This is a genomic window from Burkholderia sp. AU39826, from assembly GCF_020419965.1.
GTDB lineage: Bacteria > Pseudomonadota > Gammaproteobacteria > Burkholderiales > Burkholderiaceae > Burkholderia > Burkholderia semiarida.
Map to the genome: position 1 here is coordinate 498,856 of NZ_JAIZQG010000002.1, position 25,831 is coordinate 524,686.

At 63.8% G+C, this 25,831-nt stretch carries 26 protein-coding genes; 11 read left to right on the plus strand and 15 right to left on the minus strand.

The genetic code is table 11. From position 1 onward, the window contains the following. Window positions 1-37 precede the first annotated feature (37 nt). The 3 genes from hyi (at window position 38) to lysM (ending at window position 2,713) form a co-directional block, all read left to right on the plus strand. Window positions 38-847, plus strand: a complete 810-nt coding sequence (gene hyi / locus LGM42_RS07110; protein ID WP_059645599.1) for a hydroxypyruvate isomerase — start codon at window positions 38-40, stop codon at window positions 845-847. A 41-nt stretch (window positions 848-888) separates the two neighbouring features. Continuing rightward, a complete protein-coding gene (locus tag LGM42_RS07115; protein ID WP_059585257.1) occupies window positions 889-1,782 on the plus strand; it encodes a 2-hydroxy-3-oxopropionate reductase in 894 nt (297 codons plus the stop codon). Between the two features lie 460 nt (window positions 1,783-2,242). Next, entirely contained in the window at window positions 2,243-2,713 is a 471-nt protein-coding gene (lysM, locus tag LGM42_RS07120) for a peptidoglycan-binding protein LysM (RefSeq protein WP_059585256.1), read from the plus strand. A gap of 106 nt (window positions 2,714-2,819) precedes the next feature. On the opposite strand, the gene LGM42_RS07125 is transcribed toward lysM, so the two are convergent. Then, window positions 2,820-3,842 (minus strand): asparaginase, encoded by a 1,023-nt coding sequence (locus LGM42_RS07125; RefSeq protein WP_059585255.1) that lies wholly within the window; start codon window positions 3,840-3,842, stop codon window positions 2,820-2,822. 272 nt (window positions 3,843-4,114) lie between these two features. On the opposite strand from LGM42_RS07125, the gene LGM42_RS07130 reads away from it, so the two are divergent. The 3 genes from LGM42_RS07130 to LGM42_RS07140 all read left to right on the plus strand — a co-directional run bounded on the left by LGM42_RS07130 (window position 4,115) and on the right by LGM42_RS07140 (window position 5,953). Continuing rightward, on the plus strand, window positions 4,115-4,405 hold the full coding sequence (locus tag LGM42_RS07130) for a PsiF family protein (RefSeq protein ID WP_059585254.1): 291 nt from the start codon (window positions 4,115-4,117) through the stop codon (window positions 4,403-4,405). Window positions 4,406-4,674: 269 nt separating this feature from the next. Further along, complete coding sequence (locus tag LGM42_RS07135) at window positions 4,675-5,124, plus strand: hypothetical protein (RefSeq protein ID WP_226231868.1); 450 nt, start codon at window positions 4,675-4,677, stop codon at window positions 5,122-5,124. A 241-nt stretch (window positions 5,125-5,365) separates the two neighbouring features. After that, window positions 5,366-5,953, plus strand: a complete 588-nt coding sequence (locus LGM42_RS07140; RefSeq protein ID WP_059585252.1) for a YSC84-related protein — start codon at window positions 5,366-5,368, stop codon at window positions 5,951-5,953. 126 nt (window positions 5,954-6,079) lie between these two features. On the opposite strand, the gene LGM42_RS07145 is transcribed toward LGM42_RS07140, so the two are convergent. The 9 genes from LGM42_RS07145 to mltG form a co-directional block, all read right to left on the minus strand. Continuing rightward, window positions 6,080-7,144 carry a glycosyltransferase family 4 protein gene (locus LGM42_RS07145; protein WP_060316529.1) on the minus strand — a complete coding sequence of 355 codons (1,065 nt, stop codon included), beginning with the start codon at window positions 7,142-7,144 and terminating at the stop codon, window positions 6,080-6,082. A 264-nt stretch (window positions 7,145-7,408) separates the two neighbouring features. Beyond that, on the minus strand, window positions 7,409-8,584 hold the full coding sequence (locus LGM42_RS07150) for an AAA family ATPase (protein WP_226231869.1): 1,176 nt from the start codon (window positions 8,582-8,584) through the stop codon (window positions 7,409-7,411). A gap of 36 nt (window positions 8,585-8,620) precedes the next feature. Then, a complete protein-coding gene (locus tag LGM42_RS07155) occupies window positions 8,621-9,793 on the minus strand; it encodes a mechanosensitive ion channel family protein (protein ID WP_060966215.1) in 1,173 nt (390 codons plus the stop codon). A gap of 89 nt (window positions 9,794-9,882) precedes the next feature. Then, on the minus strand, window positions 9,883-10,239 hold the full coding sequence (locus tag LGM42_RS07160; RefSeq protein WP_059585248.1) for a Rap1a/Tai family immunity protein: 357 nt from the start codon (window positions 10,237-10,239) through the stop codon (window positions 9,883-9,885). 121 nt (window positions 10,240-10,360) lie between these two features. Continuing rightward, window positions 10,361-11,071 carry an ankyrin repeat domain-containing protein gene (locus tag LGM42_RS07165; RefSeq protein WP_060316539.1) on the minus strand — a complete coding sequence of 237 codons (711 nt, stop codon included), beginning with the start codon at window positions 11,069-11,071 and terminating at the stop codon, window positions 10,361-10,363. A 43-nt stretch (window positions 11,072-11,114) separates the two neighbouring features. Continuing rightward, complete coding sequence (locus tag LGM42_RS07170; RefSeq protein WP_226231870.1) at window positions 11,115-11,894, minus strand: TatD family hydrolase; 780 nt, start codon at window positions 11,892-11,894, stop codon at window positions 11,115-11,117. A 141-nt stretch (window positions 11,895-12,035) separates the two neighbouring features. After that, the gene (locus LGM42_RS07175) at window positions 12,036-13,064 is read right to left on the minus strand and encodes a DNA polymerase III subunit delta' (protein ID WP_059585245.1); all 1,029 of its coding nucleotides are present in this window, start codon (window positions 13,062-13,064) and stop codon (window positions 12,036-12,038) included. A 19-nt stretch (window positions 13,065-13,083) separates the two neighbouring features. Beyond that, window positions 13,084-13,704, minus strand: coding sequence for a dTMP kinase (gene tmk, locus LGM42_RS07180; RefSeq protein ID WP_006478605.1), 621 nt, complete (start codon window positions 13,702-13,704; stop codon window positions 13,084-13,086). Then, window positions 13,704-14,723: an endolytic transglycosylase MltG gene (mltG, locus tag LGM42_RS07185; RefSeq protein WP_059585244.1), complete on the minus strand. Its 1,020-nt coding sequence runs from the start codon at window positions 14,721-14,723 to the stop codon at window positions 13,704-13,706. The genes tmk and mltG overlap by 1 nt, the downstream gene beginning before the upstream one ends. A 77-nt stretch (window positions 14,724-14,800) precedes the next feature. Here mltG and LGM42_RS07190 point away from each other — a divergent pair, with 77 nt between their 5' ends. Then, window positions 14,801-15,835 carry a YgfZ/GcvT domain-containing protein gene (locus tag LGM42_RS07190; protein WP_226231871.1) on the plus strand — a complete coding sequence of 345 codons (1,035 nt, stop codon included), beginning with the start codon at window positions 14,801-14,803 and terminating at the stop codon, window positions 15,833-15,835. 76 nt (window positions 15,836-15,911) lie between these two features. Then, window positions 15,912-16,757: an NRDE family protein gene (locus LGM42_RS07195; protein WP_059585242.1), complete on the plus strand. Its 846-nt coding sequence runs from the start codon at window positions 15,912-15,914 to the stop codon at window positions 16,755-16,757. Between the two features lie 16 nt (window positions 16,758-16,773). Here LGM42_RS07195 and LGM42_RS07200 read toward each other — a convergent pair whose 3' ends face one another. From LGM42_RS07200 to LGM42_RS07215, 4 genes are all read right to left on the minus strand, one after another. Continuing rightward, complete coding sequence (locus tag LGM42_RS07200) at window positions 16,774-17,220, minus strand: GNAT family N-acetyltransferase (protein WP_226231872.1); 447 nt, start codon at window positions 17,218-17,220, stop codon at window positions 16,774-16,776. Window positions 17,221-17,261: 41 nt separating this feature from the next. After that, entirely contained in the window at window positions 17,262-18,221 is a 960-nt protein-coding gene (locus tag LGM42_RS07205; RefSeq protein ID WP_226232041.1) for an alpha/beta hydrolase, read from the minus strand. Window positions 18,222-18,379: 158 nt separating this feature from the next. Further along, window positions 18,380-18,859, minus strand: coding sequence for a PaaI family thioesterase (locus LGM42_RS07210; protein ID WP_006483907.1), 480 nt, complete (start codon window positions 18,857-18,859; stop codon window positions 18,380-18,382). Further along, window positions 18,859-19,170 (minus strand): Dabb family protein, encoded by a 312-nt coding sequence (locus tag LGM42_RS07215; RefSeq protein ID WP_060316552.1) that lies wholly within the window; start codon window positions 19,168-19,170, stop codon window positions 18,859-18,861. Before LGM42_RS07215 ends, LGM42_RS07210 begins: the two co-directional genes overlap by 1 nt. Window positions 19,171-19,347: 177 nt before the next feature. On the opposite strand from LGM42_RS07215, the gene LGM42_RS07220 reads away from it, so the two are divergent. The 3 genes from LGM42_RS07220 (at window position 19,348) to LGM42_RS07230 (ending at window position 24,341) form a co-directional block, all read left to right on the plus strand. Beyond that, window positions 19,348-20,574, plus strand: a complete 1,227-nt coding sequence (locus tag LGM42_RS07220; protein WP_226231873.1) for a tyrosine-type recombinase/integrase — start codon at window positions 19,348-19,350, stop codon at window positions 20,572-20,574. 471 nt (window positions 20,575-21,045) lie between these two features. Next, entirely contained in the window at window positions 21,046-23,424 is a 2,379-nt protein-coding gene (locus tag LGM42_RS07225) for an ATP-binding protein (protein WP_226231874.1), read from the plus strand. Beyond that, the gene (locus LGM42_RS07230; protein ID WP_226231875.1) at window positions 23,421-24,341 is read left to right on the plus strand and encodes a hypothetical protein; all 921 of its coding nucleotides are present in this window, start codon (window positions 23,421-23,423) and stop codon (window positions 24,339-24,341) included. Before LGM42_RS07225 ends, LGM42_RS07230 begins: the two co-directional genes overlap by 4 nt. Here LGM42_RS07230 and LGM42_RS07235 read toward each other — a convergent pair. Beyond that, window positions 24,338-25,591 carry a DNA cytosine methyltransferase gene (locus LGM42_RS07235; RefSeq protein ID WP_226231876.1) on the minus strand — a complete coding sequence of 418 codons (1,254 nt, stop codon included), beginning with the start codon at window positions 25,589-25,591 and terminating at the stop codon, window positions 24,338-24,340. The genes LGM42_RS07230 and LGM42_RS07235 overlap by 4 nt on opposite strands. Window positions 25,592-25,831: the final 240 nt, after the last annotated feature.

Here is a 25,831-nt window from a genome sequence, read left to right on the forward strand (position 1 = left end):
GCACGACATTTTTGACCGACCGAAGAGGCTTACGCTCATGCCGAAGTTTGCTGCAAACCTGACCATGCTGTTCAACGAAGTGCCGTTCCTCGACCGCTTCAAGGCGGCCGCGGACGCGGGCTTCGACGCCGTCGAGTTCCTGTTTCCGTATCCGTACGCGAAAGAAGAACTCGCCGAGCGGCTCGAGACGCACGGCCTGCGCCTCGTGCTGCACAACCTGCCTGCCGGCAACTGGGACCAGGGCGAGCGCGGCATCGCGTGCCTGCCCGATCGCGTCGGCGAATTCCAGGAAGGGGTCGGCCGAGCGATCGACTACGCGAAGGCGCTGAAGGTGCCGCAGCTGAACTGCCTGGTCGGCATCCCGTCGGCGAGCACGGCGCGCGACAAGACGTTCGTGACGATCGTCGACAACCTGCGCTTCGCCGCCGATGCGCTGAAGCGCGAAGGCATCCGCCTGCTCGTCGAGCCGTGCAACCGCTTCGACATCCCGGGCTTCGCGCTGAACCGGTCGTCGGAAGGCCTCGACGTGATCCGCGCGGTCGGGTCGGACAATCTGTTCCTGCAGTACGACATCTATCACATGCAACGCATGGAAGGCGAACTGGCCGCGACGATCGAACGCAACCTCGCGTCGATCGGCCACGTCCAGCTCGCGGACAACCCTGGCCGCAACGAGCCGGGCACCGGCGAGATCAACTACGCGTTCCTGTTCGCGCTGCTCGACCGGCTCGGCTATGCCGGCTACGTCGGCTGCGAATACAAGCCCCGCACCACCACGACGGAAGGCCTCGGCTGGCTGCAAAGCGTGGCCGGTTGCGCACCGGCCTCGGCGCGTCGCGCCGCCTGAGTCGCACCCTTTCCGTTTTCAGCCCCACAGGAGACTTTCACATGGCAACCATCGGTTTCATCGGCCTCGGCATCATGGGCGCGCACATGGCGCGCAACCTGCTCAAGGGCGATCATCAACTCGTCGTGAACGGCGCGTTTCCGATCCCGGACGATCTGCGCGGCAGCGCCAAGGTCGTCGCGAACTCGACCGAAGTCGCGCGGCACGCGGACATCATCATCTCGATGGTGCCGGACACGCCGGACGTGCGTAACGTGCTGTTCGCCGACGACGGCGTCGCGAAGGGCCTGAGCGCCGGCAAGCTCGTGATCGACATGAGCTCGATCTCGCCGCTCGACACGCAGGCATTCGCGAAACAGATCAACGCGCTCGGCTGCGACTACCTCGACGCGCCGGTGTCCGGCGGCGAAGTCGGAGCGCGCGAAGCGACGCTGACGATCATGGTCGGCGGCCCCGAGAAGGCGTTCGAGCGCGCGAAGCCGCTGTTCGAGAAGATGGGCAAGAACATCACGCTCGTCGGCGACAACGGCGCGGGCCAGACCTGCAAGGTCGCGAACCAGATCATCGTCGCGCTGAACATCGAAGCGGTCGGCGAAGCGCTGCTGTTCGCCGCGCGTTCGGGCGCCGATCCGGAACGCGTGCGCCAGGCGCTGATGGGCGGCTTCGCCGCGTCGCGCATCCTCGAAGTGCACGGCGCGCGCATGACCAAGCGCACGTTCGATCCGGGCTTCCGCATCGAGCTGCACCAGAAGGACCTGAACCTCGCGCTCGACGGCGCACGCAAGCTCGGCCTCGCGCTGCCGCACACCGCGAGCGCGCAGCAGCTGTTCAGCGTGTGCGCATCGCACGGCGGCAAGGCATGGGATCACTCGGCCCTCGTGCGCGCGCTCGAGATCATGTCGAACTTCGAGATCGGCCAGACGCCGGCCGCGTAACGCGGATGCCGCAACGCGCGTTTGTGCTGCGATGGCGGACGCGCGCGACGAATGATTGCGATCCGGCCGCGGCCGGTCGCATCGATGCGCGGTGCACACGCGCATCACGGTGGGGCGCCCCGCCCTGCATCGCCAACGGCATGCGGGACGGGGCGAAAAACGCCGCTCTGGGCTGAGAGCGGCGTGGTGGGGTCCGCAGCGGCACCCGGCGGCGCCGGGGAAGCCTTGGTCGGTCAGACGTCGTCGTCGGGTGTCCGCCTGTCGGATTTCGCGTATTACATTTCTTTACGTTCGGGCGTGCGATTTTTCATGCAATCGTCGCGTCGAACGCCTACACTTTCGCCACGCCTTTCGAGAAAACCGCCGCGCCTGCGTTTCCCTCCGGAGACCGCACCCAGCGCGGTGTTTTTTTCGCCACTTCACGGCGCGTTTTCTTTTCAACCACCTAAGGAGTGCAACGATGGGTCTTCTTTCGTTTATTAAAGAGGCGGGTGAAAAACTGCTGGGTCACGCCGATGCACAGGCAGCGGAAGATCCGAATGCCGCGAACCAGACCGCGGCCGATGCGATCAAGAACTACATCAACTCGCAAGGTCTCGACACGTCGAACCTGACCGTCGCGTTCGACGGCGCGTCGCGCACCGTCACGCTGTCGGGCAGCGTCGCCGATCTCGACACGAAGGCGAAGGTCAAGGTCGCGGCCGGCAACGTGCAGGGTGTCGCGGGCGTCAACGACGACGGCCTGCAGCCGGACGATCCGGAAGTGCGGTACCACGACGTGAAGCCGGGCGACACGCTGTCGGCGATCGCCAAGGAAGTGTACGGCGACGCGAACAAGTACCCGGCGATCTTCGAGGCGAACAAGCCGATGCTGTCGAGCCCGGACCGGATCTACCCGGGCCAGAAGCTCGTGATTCCGCCGCAGTCCTGAGCATTCGCGCAGCGCTGATGCAAAAAAGGCAGGCCGCTCGGCCTGCCTTTCTTCATGGGCGACGCGCACCGCGCGATCGGCGCGTGTCGATCATCCCGTCATCGAATCACAGCGTATCGAACGCGCGCTGCAATGCGTCGCGATCGTGAATGCCGTTCGCGAGCGCGAGCATCAGCAGCACGCGCGCCTTGAACGGGTGCAGCGAGCCCGCGCTCACGAAACCGAGTGCATCGTCGCTCGCGGCGCCGTTGCGCATCACGTGCCCCGACCCGACGCGCGACGCACGAACCACCGCCACGCCCGCGTTCACCGCATCGGCGAGCGCCGCCTGCAGCGTCGCATGAATCGACCCGTTGCCGGTGCCTGCGACGACGAGGCCGCGCACGCCGGCCCCGACGAGCGCATCGACGGCCGTGCGCGTCACGCCCGCATAGCTCGCGACGACCTCGACCGGCGGCCAGCTTGCCGCGATCGCCAGTTGCGTGTCGCGCGTGCGCGTGATGCGGCGCGCGAATTCGACGCGGCCGTCCTGTACCCAGCCGAGCGCCCCGAGCTCCGGCGACTGGAACGCGTCGACCGCATAGGTGCTCGTCTTCACGACGTCGCGCGCGCCGTGGATCCGGTTGTTGAACGCGACCAGCACGCCCTGCCCGCGCGCGGCCGGATGGGCGGCCACCGTCACCGCGTTCAGCAGGTTCAGCGGGCCGTCGGACGACAGCGCGGTCGCCGGCCGCATCGCGGCCGTCAGCACGACCGGCTTGTCGCCCCGGACGACCAGATGCAGCGCGTACGCCGTTTCCTCGAGCGTATCGGTGCCGTGGGTGATCACGATGCCGTCGATCGCGGGATCGGCCATCAGCGCGTCGATCCGCGCGGCGAGCGTGTTCCACAGCGGCAGCGCGAGATCCTTGCTGTCGATGCTGGCGATCTGCTCCGCGTCGATGCGCGCGACCGACGCGAGCGCCGGCACGGCGTCGACCAGGAAACTGACGCCGAGCGCGCCGGCCTGGTAGCCGGCCGTGCTGGCCGCGTCGGGCGCGGCGCCGGCGATCGTGCCGCCGGTGGCAAGTACGGCGATGCGCGGCAATGTCGCCGCGGACGAAGGGGATGCGGTGTTCGATGTATTCATGGCCGCGATTGTAATGGCTCGCGGCCGCGAGCCGGCAGGTTCCGGCGCGACGGGCCGGCGCCGGCCGCCGCGCGTCATGGTTTGTCCCGATCTCCTGGCCGCGTGCGCCGTCAACGGCCATGGCGTCCGCAACGTTATAGAAAGTGCCGTTTTGGTGTTTTCACCTTGATTTGCCATAATCGGAACGCGTGGTGCGATGTGGCCCTGTCCACGTCGCGTCGAGCTTCATGACGGCGTCGATCACGCGCAATTCACCCCATGGGAGTGTCGAAATGAAAATCCAATCGCTCGTAGCCGCACTGCTTCTCGGCGGCATGCTGGCTTCCCCCGCCTTCGCGGCGAACAGCCAGCAGGACAAGATGAAGGCCTGTAACACGCAGGCAGCCGGCAAGACGGGCGACGAACGCAAGGCGTTCATGAAGGACTGCCTGTCGGCGAAGCCCGCGAAGGCGATGACGCAGCAGGAAAAGATGAAGGCGTGCAACACGCAGGCCACCGGCAAGAAGGGCGACGATCGCAAGGCGTTCATGAAGAGCTGCCTGAGCAATCAGCCGGCCGCCTGAGTTCCGGCGCTCCCGTCTCGAATGCCGCGCACCGCTTCGGCGGGCGCGGCATTTTCATTTTCGTTGCACGCGCATCGACGCACGCACACCGCCTGTCCCTCCCCGTTTTCCGGCCTGCCGTCCCGACGCCGCCACAGGGGCGGTAATTCGGGTGCGGCAATTCGCCGCGTTTTCTTCTATGATGGCTGCAACGCGGCCCACCCAAGACCAAGAAGCGCCATCGGGCCGCCCTCGAGACGAACGCGCACGCGCGTCAAACGGAGGCCTGGATGGCATGGAGACAACACCGCTGGTTTCGCCGCTGGCTGATCGTGATCGTGTTCTGGGCCGTGCCCGTCGCGATCGTCGCCGTGCGCGAGATCCGCGAGGAAATGGCCTACAACAAGGCCGACCTGCAGCTCGCGCTGACCACCTGGCAGCTCACCGACGCGCAGGAGGCCGCCGGCGCCGCCGCGAAGTGCCGCGGGGATGCCGACGAGGCGCGCGCGGCCGGTTGCCCGGCCGATGTGCTGGCGGCCAACGCGCCGCGCCAGCAGGCGGCTCGCGACGAATACGTCGTGCGCCGCAATACGCTCGCCGGCTACCTGTGGCATGCGTTCGTCGGCTACTGGGTCGTCCCGGCCGCGTTCCTGTTCGCGTGCGGCGTCGTGATCGCGCTGATCCGTCGCGCGCTGCGCCGCCCACCGATCAAGCCGCCCGTTCCCCCCGTCACGCACTGACACCGGCGCGCCGCGGGCGCCGCCCCTGCAATCGCCCGCACGTTCCCGCACGACGCCCCTGTGCGAGGCATGCGTCGCGCGGGCGCCGCTTCGTCCGTTGGCGCGCCGCGACACCCGCGCGCGATTTGACGCTTTTTCACGTGGCAACGAAAAGTGGCCCTGATCCGCTGTGATATAACTGCCGACGTGATCCGCTCCTTGAGCGAGACTCACTCCGAACATCATCCGATGGAGAACAACGATGCAAAAACGGACTCTTGTGCTCAAAGCCGCCGCCGCGCTCATCGTCGGTAGCCTCGCGCTCACCGGTTGCACCACCACCCCGGACAAGCCGGACAATGCCGCCACCAACGCGTCGAAGCGTCAGTCGATCGACGCGAGCGTCGACGCCACGCTGTCGCGCATGTACTCCACCGTCAAGGGCTCGCGCGAGCTCGTCGCGAAATCGCGCGGCGTGCTGGTCTTCCCCGAAGTGCTCCAGGCCGGCTTCATCGTCGGCGCCCAGTCCGGCAACGGCGCGCTGCGCGTAGGCGGCAGCACCGTCGGCTACTACAACACGTCGTCGCTGTCGGTCGGCCTGCAGGCCGGCGCGCAGTCGAAGGCGGTCGTGTTCCTGTTCATGACGCAGCAGGCGCTCGACGAATTCCGCAGCTCGGACGGCTGGGCAGCCGGCGCCGGCGCATCGGTCGCGCTCGTGAAGATGGGCGCGAACGGCGCGGTCGATTCCAACACGGCCACCGCGCCGATCCAGGTCGTCGTGCTGACGAACGCCGGCCTGATGGGCGACGTGTCGATCAACGGCACCAAGGTCACGAAGCTCAAGATCTGACGTTGACTTGACGCACCGCCCGCGCGCGGCGCGCCGGGCATGCGCAAACGGCGATGTCCTCGCGGGCATCGCCGTTTTTTTATCCGCCCGCGCCGCGCGTCAGGTCGGCCAGGCTGATCGGACCGCTCAGGTCGTCGAGTCGATCACCTTGAAGCGCGAACGCTTCTGCGCGCGGATCACCGACTGGTACACGTCGACGTACTGCTGCGCCATCCGGCGCGACGTGAAGCGCTCCTCGAAGCGCTGCCGCACGCGCGCACGCGGCAGCAGGTGCAGCCGGTTCACCGCGGCCACCGCGCTGATTTCATCCTCGACGATGAACCCCGACACGCCCTCGTCCACCACTTCGGGCACCGCGCCGCGGTTGAATGCGATGACCGGCGTGCCGCACGACATCGCCTCGATCATCACCAGGCCGAACGGCTCCGGCCAGTCGATCGGAAACAGCAGCGCATGCGCGCCCGACAGGAATTCGGCCTTCTCGTGATCGGCGATCTCGCCGATGTACTCGACGTGCGGCAACGCGAAGAGCGGCTTGATCTCGCGGTCGAAGTATTCCTGGTCGGCCGCGTCGATCTTCGCGGCGATCCGGATCGGCAGCCCGCACTGGCGCGCGATGCGGATCGCGGTATCGACGCGTTTTTCCGGCGAGATGCGGCCGAGGAACGCGAGATAGCGCGGCTCGACGGGCTGCGGCATGTACAGCGTATCGGGCAGCCCGTGATAGACGGTCGTCAGCCATTTCGCCTGCGGCAGCGGCTGGCGCTGCGCATTGGAGATCGAGATCACCGGCGCGGTGTTGAAGGTGTCGAACACCGGCTGCTGCTCGGGCAGGTCGAGCCGGCCGTGCAGCGTCGTCACGTACGGCGTTTCCTGCCGGTTGAAGACCGAGAACGAGTAGTAGTCCATGTGGAAATGGAGCACGTCGAAATCCTTCGCGCGGCGCGCGACCGTCTCCATCAGCAGCATGTGCGGCGCGACCCGGTCGCGGATCGACGAATCGAGCCGCAGCGCGCGCGGCCACACGGCCTCGAGCGTCGCCCGCGTCGTCGAATCGCCGCTCGCGAACAGCGTCACATCGTGGCCGAGGTCGACGAGCGCCTCGGTGATGTAGGACACGACGCGCTCCGTGCCGCCGTACAGCTTCGGCGGCACGGATTCGGTCAGCGGGGCGATCTGGGCAATTCTCATGGTCCACGTCTCCTGTGTCCTGTCCGTTGCGGTACGGCCGGCGGGATTCCGCGCTTGCGTGCGCCCGCCGTGCGTCCATGCGGCGCCGGCCGGCGTGGCGCCAGCCGAATATCTCATTATTATTCGCGATCCCGATGAGCGGAACCGCTGGTCTTTCATTTTTTGGGGGTTGTTACAGACCGGATACATTCGGCCCACCGGTCACGGCCGCGTCGCAGCGGGGCCCGGCCGGACCGATCACGCCCCAGGCGCACCGTCAGGCTGTCAACGCGACGGCCACTTCCAGGCCGGCAGGTCGCGCGAGTCGGCATCGACGAGCGCGGTCGCGCCGAGCTGCTTGTCGAGCACCAGCGATTCGCAGCCGGCCTCGCGCTCGAGCGTCGCGATGAGCCGCGCCGCGTGCGACACGACCAGCACCTGGGAACGCCGGGCGGCCTGCGCGATCAGGCGGCCGAGCGCCGGCAGCAGATCGGGATGCAGGCTCGTCTCCGGTTCGTTCAGCACCATCAGCGCCGGCGGCCGCGGCGTCAGCAGCGCGGCCGCGAGCAGCAGGTAACGCAGCGTGCCATCCGACAGCTCGGCCGCCGCCAGCGGCCGCAGCAGCCCCGGCTGGCGCATCAGCACGTCGAAACGGCCGCGGCCGCCCGGGTTGTCGATCTCGACCGACGCACCGGGGAACGCGTCGTCGATCGCCGCGTCGAGCGCCGCGGCATCGCCGATTTCGCGGATCGTCTGCAGCGCGGCGGCCAGGTCGGCGCCGTCGTCCGCGAGCACCGGCGTATGCGTGCCGATGTGCGACTGGCGCGCCGGCGCGTGCGCATCGGTCCGGAAATGGTCGTAGAAGCGCCACGAGCGAATCCGTTCGCGTACCGCGATCATCTCGGGCGCGCCGGTCGGATCGGCGAATTCGGTCATCATGCTGTCGAAGCTCGCGACCGGCTGCGGAATCGTCAGCCAGTCGCCCGACGCGGTACGCGCACGGATCTGCGCGCCCTGCCGGTCGACCAGCAGCGTGGACGGGCGCAGCACCGCGCCGCCCCAGATGCACTCGCGCTTGACCACCGGGTCGAGCGCGAACTGCGAACGGCTCGGCAACGGCAGGCCGAGATCGATCGCATAGCCGAAATCGTCGCACGCGAAACCGAGCTTCAGGCTCACCGGGCCCTTGCGCACCGTGCCCGTCACCGGCACCTCGCCGGCCAGCATCGCGCGCGAGAAGCGCTCGGGGCCGGCCCACAACGTCGACGGCAAGCCGCCCTCGCGCGCGAGCGACGGGATCACACGGCCCTGTGCGGTATCGGCGAGCAGCCGCAGCGCGCGGTACACGCTCGACTTGCCGCTGCCGTTCGGGCCCGTGACGACGTTGAGCGCCGCGAGCGGCACGATCAGCTCGCGCAGCGAGCGGTAATTGGCGATGGCAAGCGTCTTCAGCGCGGTCATGGGAACGGGAAATGGCAAGCAGGGGCCGGGCCGCGCTCAGCGGCCTTCGACGGCCTGCGGGTCGGCGGCGGTGTTGGCCGCCGTGCTGGCGGCAGGCGAGCGCACGTGCGGCCGTTCGCGATTCGGCGCATCGGGCGCCGAGTCGTGCGGATACAGCTCCATCCGGCTGCGCGGCAGGCATTGCGGATAGCGGTCCTGCAGATAGGCGATCAACCCTTCGCGCACGCGGCAGCGCAGATCCCAGCACGACGACGAATCGGCCGCGCTGACGAGCGCGCGCAACTGCATCGTGCGCTCCGTCGCGTCGGTCACCTGCAGCACCTGCACGCGGCCGTCCCACTCGGGCGCGGCGTGGACCAGCCGCGCGAGTTCCTCGCGCAGCGGCGCGAGCGGCGTGCGGTAATCGACCGACAGGTAGACGGTGCCGATGATCTCCGCGCTGCTGCGCGTCCAGTTCGTGAACGGGTTCTCGATGATCCACTGCAGCGGCACGACGAGGCGCCGCTGGTCCCACAGCCGCACCGACACGAACGAGCCGGTGATTTCCTCGATACGCCCCCACTCGCCCTGGATCACGACCACGTCGTCGAGCCGGATCGGCTGCGTGAGCGCGATCTGCAACCCGGCAATCAGGTTGCCGAGCACCGGCCGTGCGGCGATACCGGCGACCAGCCCCGCGACGCCGGCCGACGCCAGCAGGCTCGCGCCGATCTGGCGCACGTTCGGGAACGTCATCAGCGCGGCGCCGGTGCCGATGATCACGATCAGCACCATCACGGTCCGCACGAGCACCTTGGCCTGCGTATGGACGCGCCGTGCCTGCAGATTGTCGGCCGTATCGATCGGATGGGCCTGGATGATCGCGTCGCCGACGCCGGCCGCGAGCCGCACCAGCAGCCACGTGAGCGACACGATCGAGCCGACCGCGGCCGCGGTGCGCATGCCGCGCACGAACGACATGCCGTCGTCGGCCTGGACCCACAGGAATTCGAGCGCCAGCAGCGCCAGCACGACGAGCGACGGCTTGTCGATGTAGCGCAGGATCGCGCTCATCAGCGGATACGGCTGCGCGATGCGCTTGACGATGCGTGCGCCGAGGCGGTGCACGACCGTGACGACCAGTATGACGATGACCGACACGCCCAGCGTGCCGAGCCACGAATGCAGCGGCGCATCGGCGATGCGCTGCAGTTCCTCGATTGAAATCATCGGCGCCCTCGAGTGATGAAGCCCACTGGCTTCGTCCTGGATGCGTCGGCGACGCCCGGGCCGCGCACGCGCCCGGACACGGCGTCAGATCAGCTGCCGTTCCTGCAGGGAAACGCCTTGCCGAGACCGAGCGACACCGCGGTGCTCGCGTTGTAGTCGGCCAGCTTCGGATTTTCCGCGATGTACTTGCGCACCGCGTCCGTCATCTGTTGCGCCCGGATGTCGGGCGGCAGGCAGAAATACTGGCCGACGCGCGGCCCCGTGGTGCCGCCGATCGCATCGATCGTGTTGTAGACGCCGTCGGCGGCGCCTTCGATATAGGCCGCGCACGACGCCCGCGACTTGACGTCCGTCTTCGCGCACAGCCGGTCGAGATCCGCGCCCGTGAAAGCCGCCGCCGACAACGGCACGGCAAACGCCGCGGCACAAAACATTGCGCGCAACATGGTGTTCCTTCTTATGTCAAGGCGGCCCGAGACCGCCTGCTGCGTTGGCCGGTGCGGCAACGGATGCCCTGCTCCGCCCGGAAGCCGGCTGGCCGGACAGGCGCCGCCGCACCAAAAACCGTTATTTTGCACTCTTTTGAGCATCTGCCGGCGTGCCCGCACCGATACGCGTCGTCCGCTTGCTCAGGATCTCGATCGCGTCCGGCGCGTTGTAGTGCTTCGCGAACTCGAGCGCGGTGATGCCGAGCTGGTTCTTCACCTGCGGATCCGCGCCCTGGTCGAGCAGCAGCGTGACCGTCGACGCATGATTGCCGCGCGCGGCCATCATCAGCGGCGTCGTGCCGTTCGGCGATGCGGTGTCGATGTACGCGTCGTGGTCGAGCAGCACCTTGACGACCGCGTCCTGGCCGTTGGTCGCCGCGTAGTGAAGCGGCGCCCAGCCCTTCTTGCTGACTTCCGCGCCCTTGTCGATCAGCAGCTTGACGAGGCCGAGGTCGCCATTCAGCGATGCGAGCATCAGCGCGTTTTCGCCGGCCTTGTCTTCCTTCTCGAGGTCGACGTTCGGCGTCGTCGCGATCGCGGCCGCGACCTTGTCGGACTTCTCGCGCGCGGCAATCACGAGGATCGGGTCGCCGTTCGGCGCGAGCGTGTTCGGATCGAGCTTGCCGCTCTTGAGCTGCTTGCCGATATCGGCGATGTCGTCGAACTTGACGGCCTTGACGATCGCGTCGAGCGACTCGGCATGCGCGCCGGCGGCGGCGAACAGGCCGCTCGCGACGAATGCGGCGGCAACGAGGGCGCGTTTGGACAGATGGTTGGTCGGCTTCGTCATTGTTGTGGGCTCCTTCCCTGGGTTGTCGGCTGCGCGCGCGTCGTTAGCGGGCGATCTTGAACAGCCGGAAAAAGTTCTGCGTCGTCGCATCGGCGAGCGCCTCGACGGCGATCCCGCGCTCGGATGCGATAAAGCGTCCGACATGGCTGACGTACGCAGGTTCATTCGGCTTGCCGCGATACGGCACCGGCGCGAGGTACGGCGAGTCGGTCTCGATCAGCAGCCGGTCGAGCGGCACGCGCCGCGCGACGTCCTGCACGTCGGTCGCGTTCTTGAACGTGACGATGCCCGACAGCGAGATATGGAAGTTCTGCGCGAGCGCCTGCTCGGCCACCGGCCACGGCTCGGTGAAGCAGTGCATCACGCCGCCCGGCACGTCCGCGCGCTCCTCGGCCATGATCCGCAGCGTGTCTTCCGACGACGAACGCGTGTGGATGATCAGCGGCTTCATCGTCGCGCTCGCCGCGCGGATGTGCGTACGAAAACGCTCGCGCTGCCATTCCATGTCGGCGATCGAGCGGCCTTCGAGGCGGTAGTAGTCGAGGCCGGTTTCGCCGATCGCGACGACCTTCGGGTGCGCGGCCAGCTCGACGAGCTCCGCGAGCGTCGGCTCGCGCGCGTCCTCGTGATCGGGATGGACGCCGACCGACGCGTACACGTTGTCGTGCGCTTCGGCGATCGCGAGCACGTCCGGCAGCGTCTCGAAATCGACCGACACGCACAGCGCATGCGTGACGTCGTGCTCGCGCATGTTCTCGAGAACGGCCGGCAGGCGGTCGGCCAGGCCCTTGAAATTGATGTGGCAGTGAGAGTCGACGAACATCGTGTTTCCTGAATACGTGAGACGGGCGCTCATGCGCCCGCCGGCTGGCGGCACCGGGCGACGTGCGCGGGCCGGGCGGCCACGGCCGCGCCGCAGCGGGACCCGTTCATCGTTTCGCAACCCATCGGAAACAATGCCGGATCAAGCGAACATTTCCCGATATCCGAGAAACAATTCCTCGAATACGAGCCGCGCGTTGAGCGGATGGTTCTCGACCGTCCGCTGCCGCGTCACGGCTTTCATGAAGCGCGCGAATGCGTTCGCGTCGACCGCTTCCGCGCAGCGCGCCAAGGCGGCCGCGTGCGTCGGGAAGTAGCGCGGCGCGCCGGCCATCCGCTGCGCGAGCAGATCGTACAGCCAGCGCTGCAGCCAGCCGAGCACCAGCGGCACCGGCAGCTTCTGCAGCGTCTCGCCGCATGCGAACGGGTCGCACGCCGCGCCGGCCGCGAGTTGCCCGAGCGTGTAGTCGCGCAGCGGGCGATTCTCGTCGCTCGCGAGCGCCAGCGCGGCGAGCGGCGCGCCGCCGGCTTCGGCGAGCAGCGCGCTGGCGTGGTCGACGCCCTGCGCCGCGAGCCACGCGGCGGCCGCCTCCGGCGCCGGCACGGTCATCGGCCACTGGCGGCAGCGGCTGATGATCGTCGGCAACAGGCGGTCGATGCGCGCCGACACGAGCAGGAACACGACGCCGGGCGGCGGCTCCTCCAGTGTTTTCAGCAGCGCGTTCGACGCGGCGACATTGAGCGCCTCGGCCGGATACAGCACGACGACGCGCGCGCCGCCGCGGTGCGAGCCGACCCCGCAGAAGTCGAGCAGCGCCCGCACCTGCTCGATCTTGATTTCCTTGCTCGGCGCCCGCGTCTTCTTGCCGCCTTCGTCCGCGTCGGCCGGCTTCGCGTCGTCGGCCGCGCCCGGCGCCTCGCCCGCCAGCGCCTCGGGCAGCACGATCCGGTAGTCCGGATGGTTGCCCTGCGAGAACCAGTTGCAGGCCGCGCAGGCGCCGCACGGCTCGCCGTTCGGCTGCGGCGATTCGCACAGGAAGCCCTGCGCGAGATGCTGCGCGAACTGCAGCTTGCCGATCCCGGCCTGACCGTGCAGCAGCAACGCATGCGGCCATTGCGCGCGCAGTTGCTGCAGGCGGTTCCAGTCGTCGGTTTGCCACGGATAGATCATGGGGTGCGTTCCTTGCGGGTTACAGCGCGGCGAGCACGCGTTCGAGCTGCTGGCGGATCTCGGGAATCGATCGCGTCGCGTCGACGATCGCGAAGCGGTGCGGCGCCTCCTCCGCGCGCCGCAGGTATTCGGCGCGCGTACGCGAGAAGAACGCATCGGATTCGCTTTCGAACTTGTCGGGCATGCGCGCGGCGCCGCGACGCTCGCTCGCCACCTGCGGCGCAACGTCGAACAGCACCGTGAGATCGGGCTGGAAACCGCCCTGCACCCAGCGCTCGAGCGTCTCGAGCTTGTCACGCGGCAGCCCGCGCCCGCCGCCCTGGTACGCGAACGTCGCGTCGGTGAAGCGATCCGACACGACCCAGTCGCCGCGCGCGAGCGCCGGCTCGATCACGAGCGCGAGGTGCTCGCGACGCGCGGCGAACATCAGCAGCGCTTCCGTCTCGAGATCCATCGGCTGGTTCAGCAGGATTTCGCGCAGTTTCTCGCCGAGCTGCGTGCCGCCCGGCTCGCGGGTGACGACGACCTGCCGGCCGGCCGCGGCCAGCCGGCCCTGGAGGCGTTCGCAGAACCATTGCAGGTGGGTGGTCTTCCCCGCCCCGTCGATGCCTTCGAACGTGATGAATTTACCGCTCGCCATTATTGACCTCGTATGTACTTGTCCACGGCCTTGTTGTGGTCGCCGAGCGTGTCCGAGAACACGCTCGTGCCGTCGCCCTTCGCGACGAAATAGAGCGCGCTCGTCGGGGCCGGATTGATCGCCGCCTGCAGCGCGGCGACACCCGGCAACGCGATCGGCGTGGGCGGCAGCCCGCGTCGGGTGTAGGTATTGTAGGGAGTGTCGGCCTGCAGGTCGCGCTTGCGCAGACGGCCGTCGTACGCGTCGCCGAGCCCGTAGATCACCGACGGATCGGTCTGCAGCGGCATGCCGATGCGCAGCCGGTTCGCGAACACGGCCGCGACGAACGCGCGATCGGCCGCATGGCCGGTTTCCTTCTCGACGATCGACGCGATCGTCAGCATTTCGTAAGGCGACTTGTACGGCAGCCCCGGCGTGCGCGCGGCCCAGGCCTCGTCGACGCGCGCCTGCATCAGGCGGTAGGCGCGCCGGTAGATGTTCAGGTCGCTCGTGCCCTTGTCGAACAGGTAGGTGTCGGGGAAGAACAGCCCCTCGCCGCTGCCGCGCTGCACCGCGCTCTCCGGCGCGCCGATCGCGCGCAGCAGCTCGGCGTCGCTCATGCCGGCCGTCGCGTGCGTGAGATCGGGGTTCGCGTCGAGCTCCGCGCGCATCCGCTTGAAGGTCCAGCCTTCGATGACGGTCGCGACGTACTCGTTCACGTCGCCGCGCGCGATCTTCTGCAGCACGTCATACGGCGTGATGCCGGTCTTGAATTCGTAGTTGCCCGATTTGAGCCGGCTCGACAGCCCGAGCACGCGCGTCATCGCGACGAACGCGAACGGCTCGACCGGCACGCCGCCGCGCTGGAGCTGCAGCGCGACGCTCTTCACGCTGCTGCGCGGCTTGATCGTGACGTCGAGCGATGCCGAGCCCAGCAACAGCGGCCGGGTCGCCCAGTAATACCCGCCGCCCGCGCCGGCAGCGGCCACAACGACGGCCAGCGCCACGATCGTCGCGGCGCATTTCTTCAGTAGGGACATGGAAACGTGACTCAGGTAAGACCCATATAATACTTGCTCGCCTCCGTCAAAGTCAGGGTTGACTGTTCCCTCATTCCATGAGCACACCGTTCGCTTCACCGGCTGCCCAGGCCGCATCCGCCTCGCTCCCCGTTTTCCCTCGCCCGTCGGCCGCCGATTTCGATGCGCCGGCCGCCTGCATGCCGCTGCCGCAGTTCGGCGTGATCGACGTGGCCGGCGACGACGCCGCGACGTTCCTGCACAGCCAGCTCACCAACGACGTCGAGCATCTCGATGCCGGCAGCGCGCGGCTGTCCGGGTACTGCTCGCCGAAGGGCCGACTGCTCGCGTCGTTCCTCGCGTGGCGCGCCGGCCACGACGTGCGCCTGCTCGTGTCGAAGGACGTGCAGCCGGCCGTGCAGAAGCGGCTGTCGATGTTCGTGCTGCGCGCGAAGGCGAAGCTGACGGACGCGAGCGACACGCTCGCGGTGGCCGGCTTCGCGGGCGACGTGCGCGACGCGCTGTCGGGCATCTTCGATGCGCTGCCCGACGGCGTGCACGTGAAGGTCGACGGCCCGGCCGGCGCGCTGATCCGCGTGCCCGATGCGGCCGGCCGCAAGCGCTATGTGTGGATCGGCCCGCGCGCCGAAGTCGACGCGCGCGTCGCCGCGCTCGCCGGCACGCTGCCCGTCGTGTCGCCCGCCGTGTGGGACTGGCTCGACGTTCGCGCGGGCGAGCCGCGCATCACGCAGCCGGCCGTCGAACAGTTCGTGCCGCAGATGGTCAACTTCGACGTGATCGGTGCCGTTAACTTCAGGAAAGGGTGCTACCCGGGCCAGGAAGTGGTGGCGCGCAGCCAGTACCGCGGCACGATCAAGCGCCGCACCGCGCTCGCGCACGTCGCCGGCGAGACCGATACCGTGCATGCCGGCGTCGAGCTGTTCCACAGCGACGATCCGGGCCAGCCGTGCGGGATGATCGTCAACGCGGCGGCCGCGCCGGCGGGCGGCGTCGACGCGCTCGTCGAGATCAAGCTCGCCGCGCTCGACAGCGGCACGGTGCACCTCGGTTCGGCCGATGGCCCGGCGCTCGCGTTCGACGCGCTGCCGTACGCGTGGCCGACCGAAGCCTGATGCACCGACAACCCGTTCGCGCGCCGGCTCGCGAGTCGCAGCCGGCCCGCGACGTTTCCTGCGAGAGATTCGCCCGATGTGTCTGATTGCCTTCGACTGGCAGCCCGATGCCGCCGCCGGTCCCGTCTTTACCCTCGTGGCCAATCGCGACGAGTTCTTTCGCCGGACCAGCGCGCCGCTCTCGTGGTGGGAAGACGTGCCGGGCGTATTGGCCGGCCGCGACCTCGAGGCCGGCGGCACGTGGCTCGGCGTCTCGCGCGACGGCCGCTTCGCCGCGCTGACCAACTACCGCGCGCCGTTCGACATCCGCGCGGGCGCGCCGACCCGCGGCAAGCTGGTATCCGATTTTCTCGGCGGCACGCCGGTCGCGCCGCTCGACTATCTCGCGCAGCTTGCCGAGCATGCGGCCGTCTACAACGGCTTCAACCTGCTCGTCGGCGACTGGCGCCGGCGCGAACTCGCATGGTTCTGCAACCGCGCGCCCGAGGGCGAAAGCCGGGTCGCCGCGCCCGTCGCGATCGAGCCGGGCGTGCATGCGCTGTCGAATGCACGGCTCGATACGCCCTGGCCCAAAGTGGTGCGCAAGCGCGCGGAGCTCGGCACGCTGCTCACCGACAATCCGACCCCGTCGCTCGACGAACTGATCGCGCTGATGCGCGACCCGCACGTCGCGGACGACGACGCACTGCCGCACACGGGCATTCCGATCGAGCGCGAGCGCGCGCTGTCGGCCGCGTTCATCGAGACGCCCGAATACGGCACGCGCGGCACGACCGCGCTGCGCGTCACGATGAAGGAAGGCGTGCGGCTGACGGTCGAGGTCAAGGAGCGCAGCGACGACGACGGCTCGCACCGCACCGTGCGCCCGGGCGCGTTCGAGCGCGCGTTCACGTTCGATATCGACGCGGCGCGCCCGCGCTGAACGCACGCGTGGCGTGCTACGGCGCGCGCGCCATCTCGACGTGCGGCACGCCGGCTTCGACGAACGGTTCGCCCACCGCCGCGAAGCCGTGCCGCAGATAGAACGACACCGCCGAATCCTGCGCGTACAGCCGCACGACGGCTTCGCCGCGGCGCCGCGCGGCGTCCAGCAGCGCATTCAGCACGGCCGACCCGACGCCCTGCCCGCGCACGTCGGCCAGCACCGCGACGCGGCCGATCGTGCCGGACGGCAGCAGCCGCCCCGTCGCGACCGCGCGGCGCATCCCGGTCGCCGCGTCGGTCCGGTACGCGACCGCATGCAGCGACAGCGGATCGTCGTCGTCGAGTTCCCATTCCGGCGGAATCTGCTGCTCGCGCACGAACACCGCGTCGCGGATCCGCGCAGCGTCGCCGCCCAGTACCGTCCAGTCGCCCGTTTCCACGCTGCCCACGCCGTTCGTCATCGCCATCCTCCCGCAGCGTGCGCACCGTCAGGCGCTCGCCGTCAAACCTCGTCGAATGCGGCCTTCAGCGCCGCGACCGCATCGGCATGCGCGGCCCGTACCTCGGCCACGTAGCCGCCCATCTTGAAGAATTCGTGGATCATCCCCGGATAGCAGACCAGCGTGACCGCGTTGCCGGCCGCGCGCAACTTGTCCGCGTACGCGGCGCCCTCGTCGCTCAGCGGATCGTACTCGGCCGTCGCGATCCACGCCGGCGCGACACCCGCGAACGACGGCGCGCCGCGCGTACCGTCGAGCGGCGCGAAACGCCAGTCGTCGCGATCGGCCCGATCGCGCACGTATTGCGTGAAGAACCACTGGATCGTGTCCTGCGTCAGCAGGTAGCCGCTCGCGAGCCGCGCGTGCGATTCGGTGTCCTGGTGGCCCGTCACGCCCGGGTAGATCAGCAGCTGCAGCGCAAGACGAATGCCCGCGTCGCGCGCGAGCACCGCGCAGACCGTCGCGAGCGTGCCGCCCGCGCTGTCGCCGCCGACCGCCAGCCGCGCGGCGTCGATGCCGAACGTGGCGGCCTCGCGATGCAGCCACTGCAATGCGTCGTCCGCGTCGTTCACCGCGGTCGGAAACTTGTGTTCGGGCGCGAGCCGGTAGCCGACCGACAGCACCGCGCAGTGCGCGTCGTGCGCGAACATCCGGCACAGCGCATCGTGCGTGTCGACGCTGCCGACCGTGAAGCCGCCGCCGTGGTAGTACACGAGCGCGGGCAGCGGCTCCGCGAGGCTCGGCGCGACCGGCAGATACAGCCGCGCGCCGATCGTGCGGCCGTCGCGCGTCGGTACGACGCATTCCTCCACCGCATGCATCGGCGCCGGCGCGACGTCGAGGATCGGCGCGCTCTTCTCGTACGCGGCACGCGCCTGCTGCGGCGTCTGATGGTGATACGACGGGCGTTTCGCGCGCTCGATCATGTCGAGCACCTGAGCGATCTTCGGATTCAGCGGCATCGGTGTGGACGGCGCCGGTGCGGCGTCGTGAACGGACAAGCGTCACATGATGCCACGCGCGCGCCGGGCAGGCGCGCCGTGCCATGTACCGTTATCCCGTGCTCCAAAACGAAACGGCCCTGCCGCATCGAAGAGACAGGGCCGTGCGTGGCGGATGCTTACGCGTCGCTCGGGCCGGGCTGCGCATCCGGCGCGGTGCGCGAGCGTTGCCGCTTGATGTCCCGGCCGACCGCGAGCCGGCGCATGTACTTGAACGTGCCGAGCGCCTTCGCGACGAAATTGCCGTCGCTGTCGCGCACTTCGCCTTCGCAGTAGGCCATCGTCGTCGAGCGGTGCATCACGCGCCCGTAAGCGCGCAGCTCGCCGCGGCCCGGCTGCATGAAGTTCACCTTCATCTCGACCGTGACGACGCCGACGCCGTCGTCGGTCAGGCTGCGCGCCGCCATCGCGAGCGCGATATCGGCGAGCGTCATCGTCACGCCGCCGTGCGCGATGCTCCACGTGTTCATGTGCCGCTCCTCGAGCGGCAGCACGATCTCGCTCGCGCCATCCTTCGCGGACACGAGCTGCACGCCGAGCAGATCGACGAACGGGCTTTCGATCGACGGGCCTTCCGTCGGGGTTGCCGCGTCGCTCATCACGCGTTGTCGACGATGTAGTCGACGCACTCGCGCGATTCGGCCACCGCGACGACGAATTTCTTCACTTCCTGGTGAACCGGATGCACCTGGTATGCGTCGAGCGCGGCCTTGTCGGCGAAATCGGAGACGAGCACGATGTCGGCGGTCGCATCGAGGCCCGGCGTCGCCACGCCGACGTCGATCTGCAGCGTGCCCGGCACGAGGTCGCGGCAGCCTTCGAGCTTTTCCTTCAGCTTCAGCGCGTTCTGTGCGCGCGTCGCGCCTGCGGCCGATTCCTTCAACTTCCACATGACGATATGTCTGATCACTTCGTTCGCTCCTGTTCGTGATGGTTCGGCGAATTGCCTTAACCCTTTACCAGTTGGGCATTGCACGCCCTTTCACCGTTCGCTTACGTTCGCCTGAAATCGTGTCCAGCCGAGAAAAAAGGGGGTATAAAAGGGGGTATCATTTCGACCATTCAGAGACGATACCCCTTTTTTACCGTGCCACTTACCGACATCAAGATCCGACAAGCGAAGGCAGGCAACAAGCCTACCAAACTTACCGACGGCAATGGACTGTATCTGCTGGTGAAGCCGTCCGGCTCCAAGCTCTGGCGTTACAAGTACAGGATTGCCGGGAAGGAAAACGTCTTCGCGATTGGCGAATATCCCACGATCAGCCTTCAAGACGCGCGCGCGACGCGTGACGATGCCCGCGAACTCGTCAAGAAGGGACTACACCCGTCACATGCGCGGCAGGAAGTGCTGTCGGCGCGCATCAACGAAGGCAAAGCAACTTTTCGCGCAGTCAGCGACGAGTGGCTGGAGAAGAAGCGGAAGACTTGGACCGAGCGGCACTTTGGCGAGATTCTGCGCATGCTCGAAGCCGATGCGTATCCGTTCATCGGGAACCGCCCCATGCGCTCTGTTACCGCTCATGATGTGCTTGCTTTGATGCGTCGAGTCGAAGAGCGGGGCTCCCCTTCCGTAGCAATCAAACTGCGCCAGTACGTGTCCAACGTGTTCCAGTATGCGGTGATCACACTGCGAGCCGATACAGATCCCGCATCGGTGCTGCGTGGCTCGGTCTTGAAACCGCCGACAGAGAATGCGCGGGCGCTGAGCCGTGAAGAACTCAAGAAGCTCTTTCGCCAACTTCCGACCTACAAGAGCAGACGAACCGCGATTGCGATTCGATTGCTGATGATGCTGTTTCCACGAACGATCGAGCTTTGCCGGGCGCGATGGGAAGAAATCGACCTAGGAACCGCCGAATGGAAGGTGCCCCCGGAAAAAATCAAATCACGACGCCTGCATATCGTTCCCCTTCCCAAACAAGCTCTGAAACTGCTGCGCGAGCTGCAGGAGATGTACGGACATCACGGGTATATCTTGCCGATTCTGCATAGCAATCGAAAGCGCCCACACATGAGTCGCGCAACGATCAACCGGGCGATCGACTACATGGTTCCGGATAACCCCGAACCTATAACCGGCCATGACTTTCGGGCAACAGCGTCGACGAACCTCCATGAAATGGGATGGAAGGACGAAGTCGTTGAAATGCAGTTGTCGCATAAGGACAAGGACAGGACTCGCTCGACGTACAATCATGCGAAGTACTTACCGGAGCGTCGAGAGATGATGCAAGCGTGGGCGAACTGGCTCGACGCCGTCGAGGAAGAAGCACGTCAAGACGGGGGTACCGTAAGCGCCCCTATCCAATGACCAATGAGGCATTAGTACCTGCGTCTTAGCTGTTGATACTCAAATCAAAAGGCTACGCCACAACCTACGTTGACGGATTTAGGCAACGCTCGCCCAGGGTTGCACTTTGGCTTCGCGCCAACGCCTCCTTGGAAGTAGAACAAGGTGGATCCCAGACAAGAGGTCGCAACGATATAACCTACATTCGTTGTAATCTGTGCAAAGTCCTGACGCGCCCCGCCTATCGTTAGGAAAAAGCCATAGTATCAACAGCCGCACGGCGTAGGCACTCCCGGCAGCGAGAGTCGAACTCTTCCGAAGTAGGCCAACGTTCGGCCACGATCCCACCTAGCATCCCGCGCCAAATATTTGTCGCGGGCAAGATAGAATACGGGCGAACCACATGACAAACGACGCAGGACGGCCTCTTCAGCTTCCCGCCTGGCGGGCGCAAGAACAATGCCTTGAGCCTGCAATTATGAACAGACCGCCATGGATGAAAGATCAAGCAACGACGAGCTTCACTTCGACGTGAGCAGTGGCTTAAAAAGTGTTCTCGGAAGCGAATTAATCACCGACGACGAAGTCGCAATATTTGAGCTAGTAAAAAACTCCTTCGACGCAAACGCCTCTCACGTAGTCGTATACTTTAACGAAACCTCAATTGTTATTGCCGACAATGGCACCGGGATGTCGTATGAAGACATTCGTAGCAAATGGCTATTTGTTGCCTATTCATCAAAGCGTCACGCAAATCAAAGAAGCGATTTTCGCGATGATATCGCTGAGCGGAGAAATTATGCAGGAAGCAAAGGTATCGGTCGATTTTCGTCCGACCGTCTCGGACGAACAGTACACCTTCAGACAAGACCAAGAAGCGAAAGCACAACCTCAGTGCATTCAGTTTTTGTCGACTGGGATCTATTTGACATCGATCACCTCGCCCATTTCGAAAGCATTGACCTTAAGTACACAACACTATCGGATGGCTTTCAACTTCCAGCTGAAATCCCGCCCCCACCACATGGCACTGTCATATCGATTGGCGATACCAGAAGGGCATGGGACAGAGAAAGCATTCTCCGGCTAAAATCTGCCCTGGCAAAATTAATTAACCCGTTTGGAGCACACGCAGACGGGTTCGGCATCACAATCATTGCACCTCAAGAAGTTCAAAAAGATCTCGCCGCTCAAGCAATTGCCGAGAAAAAGGGCGAAGACCCGCCTCCCAACACGCTCGTTAACGGTGAGGTCGGGAATTTTATATTCTCAACACTTCAAGAAAAGACGACATTCCTCGATGTCGCGATCTTAAACGATCGGGATCAAATTGAAAGTACCCTTATTGACCGAGGGGAATTGATATATCGCATTCGAGAACCAAATCCCTACCCCCTTCTCTTACGCTCCGGTTTTAAGTGCCAGATTTATTTTTTAAATCAGTCTGCGAAAACGACCTTTGCACGAAGAATGGGCGTACCATCCGTTCAGTTCGGCTCGGTGTTTCTCTTTCGAAATGGTTTCCGCGTTTACCCTATCGGAGAGGTCGGGGATGATTGGTTTGGAATGGATCGGCGGAAACAGCAAGGCTACGCCCGATTCCTCGGGACCCGCGACGTCATCGGCAGAATCGATGTATTCGGTGAAGATCGTGACTTTCAGGAGGCCTCTAGTCGTAATACGGGGCTGATTGAAACGCCTGCAGCCAAGCAGTTACGTGAGTGCTTCCAAGACCACTGCCTTAAGCGACTTGAGCGCTACGTCGTTCCGGTCACATTCGTCGATAAAGAAGATAAAAACACAAGCGACGTATCGCGCCTTATGACTGACCCTGGACGGGCCCGTGTTACTTTGGCCGTCGCAAAAATCGTTGACAATGCCGAGATCGAACTTCTCGACTACAGCAAGACCATCATAGGCCTGCTCAATGAGCGTTCAGCTCATTTTGAAAACTCACTGGTCAATTTACGAGCAATCGCAGAAAAAACTGAAGACCGAAATCTCTATAGCAGCATTGAGGCTGCCGAAAAACGGTTTGAAGAACTTAGACGGTCAGAAGAAAATGCACGCAGACAAGCAGACGAGGAACGTGCCGCAAAAGAAGCTGCACAGGCTCGCGCAAGTACAGCGGAGACATTAGTCACAAAAGTTAGTGAGAAGCTCGAAGAAGAACGAAAGCGAAATTTATTTCTTACTTCGATCTCGACGCTCGATACCGATACGATTCTAAATCTACACCATCAAGTAACAATTTATGCTGTCGACATACAACAGCAAATTGAAAATTTCATCGTCGGCATTTCAGATCAACCCACAGTCTCACCTAGAGACGTCATTGACGCACTCGAACGAATCGCCCTACTAAATAGAAAAATAATGGGGGTTTCGAAGTTCGCCACGAAAGCGAACTTCAGACTCGAAGCGGAACAAATTCATGCCGACATAGGAGAGTATATCCAACAATATGTCACTGGCGTTGCGCGCGATTTCCTACATGGTCGACCAATATCATTAGAAGTAAAGACAGATGGGAAGCGGTTTGCTCGCTCATTCAAACCAATTGACATATCTGTTGTCGTCGATAATCTGATTGCCAATTCGCGCAAGCAACATGCCAGACATATTGTTTTCGATATCTCCCATCCAGAAAAAGACATAATACACATTCACATGTCGGATGATGGATCAGGATTTAAGAAGAATATCGACGATCTAAATCAAATTTTCGAAAAAGGGTTTACTACAACAGATGGCTCAGGACTAGGGCTATATCACGTCCGTCAGGTTCTTGGAGAGATGAACGGAACCATTGAAGCGGCTAGGATTGAAGGTCAGCGCGGGGCGCAGTTTTATATTCGGATTTCAAAATGAGACTTGACTTCAACGTTCTTTGGGTCGAAGACCAACAGGGCGCAGTACAATCACAAAGGGAAAAAATCGAACGCCTGATCCGCGCCGAGGGATTCCGCTTAAGAGTACAGTTTGCGACAAGCGTCGACAAAGCCACCCACTACCTCTCCGACGATATCTTTGGAGATCACGTAGATTTAATTCTAATGGATTACAATCTCGGATCCGGTCCGAACGGAGACAGAGGACTCCAAGAAGTCCGTCGATTATTGCCGTACAAAGATGTGGTTTTTTATTCCGCACAGGCAAACAATCTTCGCACCATTCTTGAAAAAGCTGAGGTTGAAGGAATTTACCTTTCCAATCGCGAAGATTTACCGGACGCCGCACACGGAATCTTCAAAACATTAATTAAAAAAGTACTCGATATAGACCACTCACGGGGACTGGTCATGGGTGCAACGAGTGATATCGACCACTTCGTTAATGACTGCCTCGTCTTGATGTTTGACTCAAGCGATGAAGCTACGCAAAAAGCCATCCTTGAACTCGTCACCCAAAGAGTTGCTGAAATTAAAGAACGATTCGATACAACCACGGAAGAAATTTGCGCGCTGAAGCACGTCAAAGACCTTTTCGAAAATCACGCAGTCTATACCAGCACCGATCGAACAAATTTGCTGAGAAAAATACTAAAAATTCACGGAAAACAGCTCGAGATTGAAAAAGAAATAGCAAAATACGTAAGCAATGTCGTGCCCAAACGCAACACCCTCGCTCACGTTCGCGTCGTGATCGAGGGATTCTCAAGAAAACTTATCAACAATAAGGGCGAAGAACTGACGAACGATGAAATGCGAGATCTGCGAATACTACTCCTGAAAAACCAGGAGATGTTCGAAGACCTGCATCGCGCATTGAGTCAGAAGGAGAGTTAATCCACCCCAAAGCAATGGGCCTTCAATGCGAGGCCTATTGCCTCAGCCACTAGCGGCGGAACGGCGTTGGCGACCTGCGTATATCGCGGCACTTCACGGCGGCGCCTTTCTCCTCCTGACGTATACTTCCCCTTAAATGCAAACCAATCTGGGAAACTCTGCAGGCGAGCATTCTCCCGGACCGTAAGCGTTCTCGGCTCAGAGTAATGAATTAAATCGTCCGGCATACTAGTAATCGTCGGAGAAGGACTTTCAGGATCAAGAACCCTGATAGCACATTTTCGCAACCCAAAACTCGCCCGCAATTCAGGTGAAATAGACACATTTAGCCGCCCATCAGCGTGACATATTTCAATCAATTTCCTAAATCGAGCAACAATATCCGGGCCATGACGCGCCAATCTGGTATCAGTGACCCCTTCTTTCGCCTGACAATTCATTAATTTCTGATACGCTGTCAGTGGAGACTTGTACGAAATATCCTCGAATCCGACTGTATCACGACTGTCGATTTTACCATTTCGATGAATCTCGAGATCGGAGAGCGCCGATTTCGCTGACACCGGAACATTCCCTATCCCTTTTTCCCTTAAGAAATGAGATCGAATACGATCAACGGAATCAAATGGATTTCCCACATTTTTCTTCGACCAGTCTTTTCTAATAGCAATAATAAAAAACCGATGACGCTTTTGCGGCACACCAAAAGACGATGTATCGAGCATGCGCGTCGACACCACGTACTCCGATGAAAGCGCGGATACAATCCATCTTGCGTAATTTATTTTACCCGTTGGATCGCTTTCATCTTCGAAATCCTGCGTTATACCTCGAACGTTCTCAATTAACACAACCTTCGGCTGCACAAGACGAACAAACTCGATATATGCATTGACCAATCGATTACGCGGATCGCTCGGATCACGGCGCCCGGCGGAGGAAAATCCTTGACACGGCGGACCACCTACAATCATGTCGACCTTTCGAGAGAGCGCGAGAAGTCTTTCACGATGATTCGCTAGAACTTCGGTAACATCATGCGGCGCTTTTGGCAGCCAATTTGGCCACGAAAATTTAATAGTCCGCTGACGTTGAAGAAGATTGTGACGCAGCGTTTCAAACGCATTTTTATCGTGCTCAATAGCGAAAAGCCCTTTCCAGCCGGCCTGCATGAGCCCCAAACTTAACCCGCCACAACCGGCAAATATGTCGATAAATGTGGGTTGCTTTTTTTCTCGAACTTTTTGCATTGACACACAGTTTCAAATAGTCTCGGGTCTTGGCTCTTGATCCATACCATAAATATGCCGCATCGGCGCAAAATGCGCCAGGCTCCCCCGACCACAACGCAGCACTGTATGGTATCTGGTAAAGCTTGGTCGATCTACGCTCAAGACCACCGATGCGGCAGGCAATCAGACGGGTGGCCGGAGAACGTCGCTGGTGGGCCATTGCGAAGGCCCGCGCGGCGCGGGGCGCGCGGGACAAAG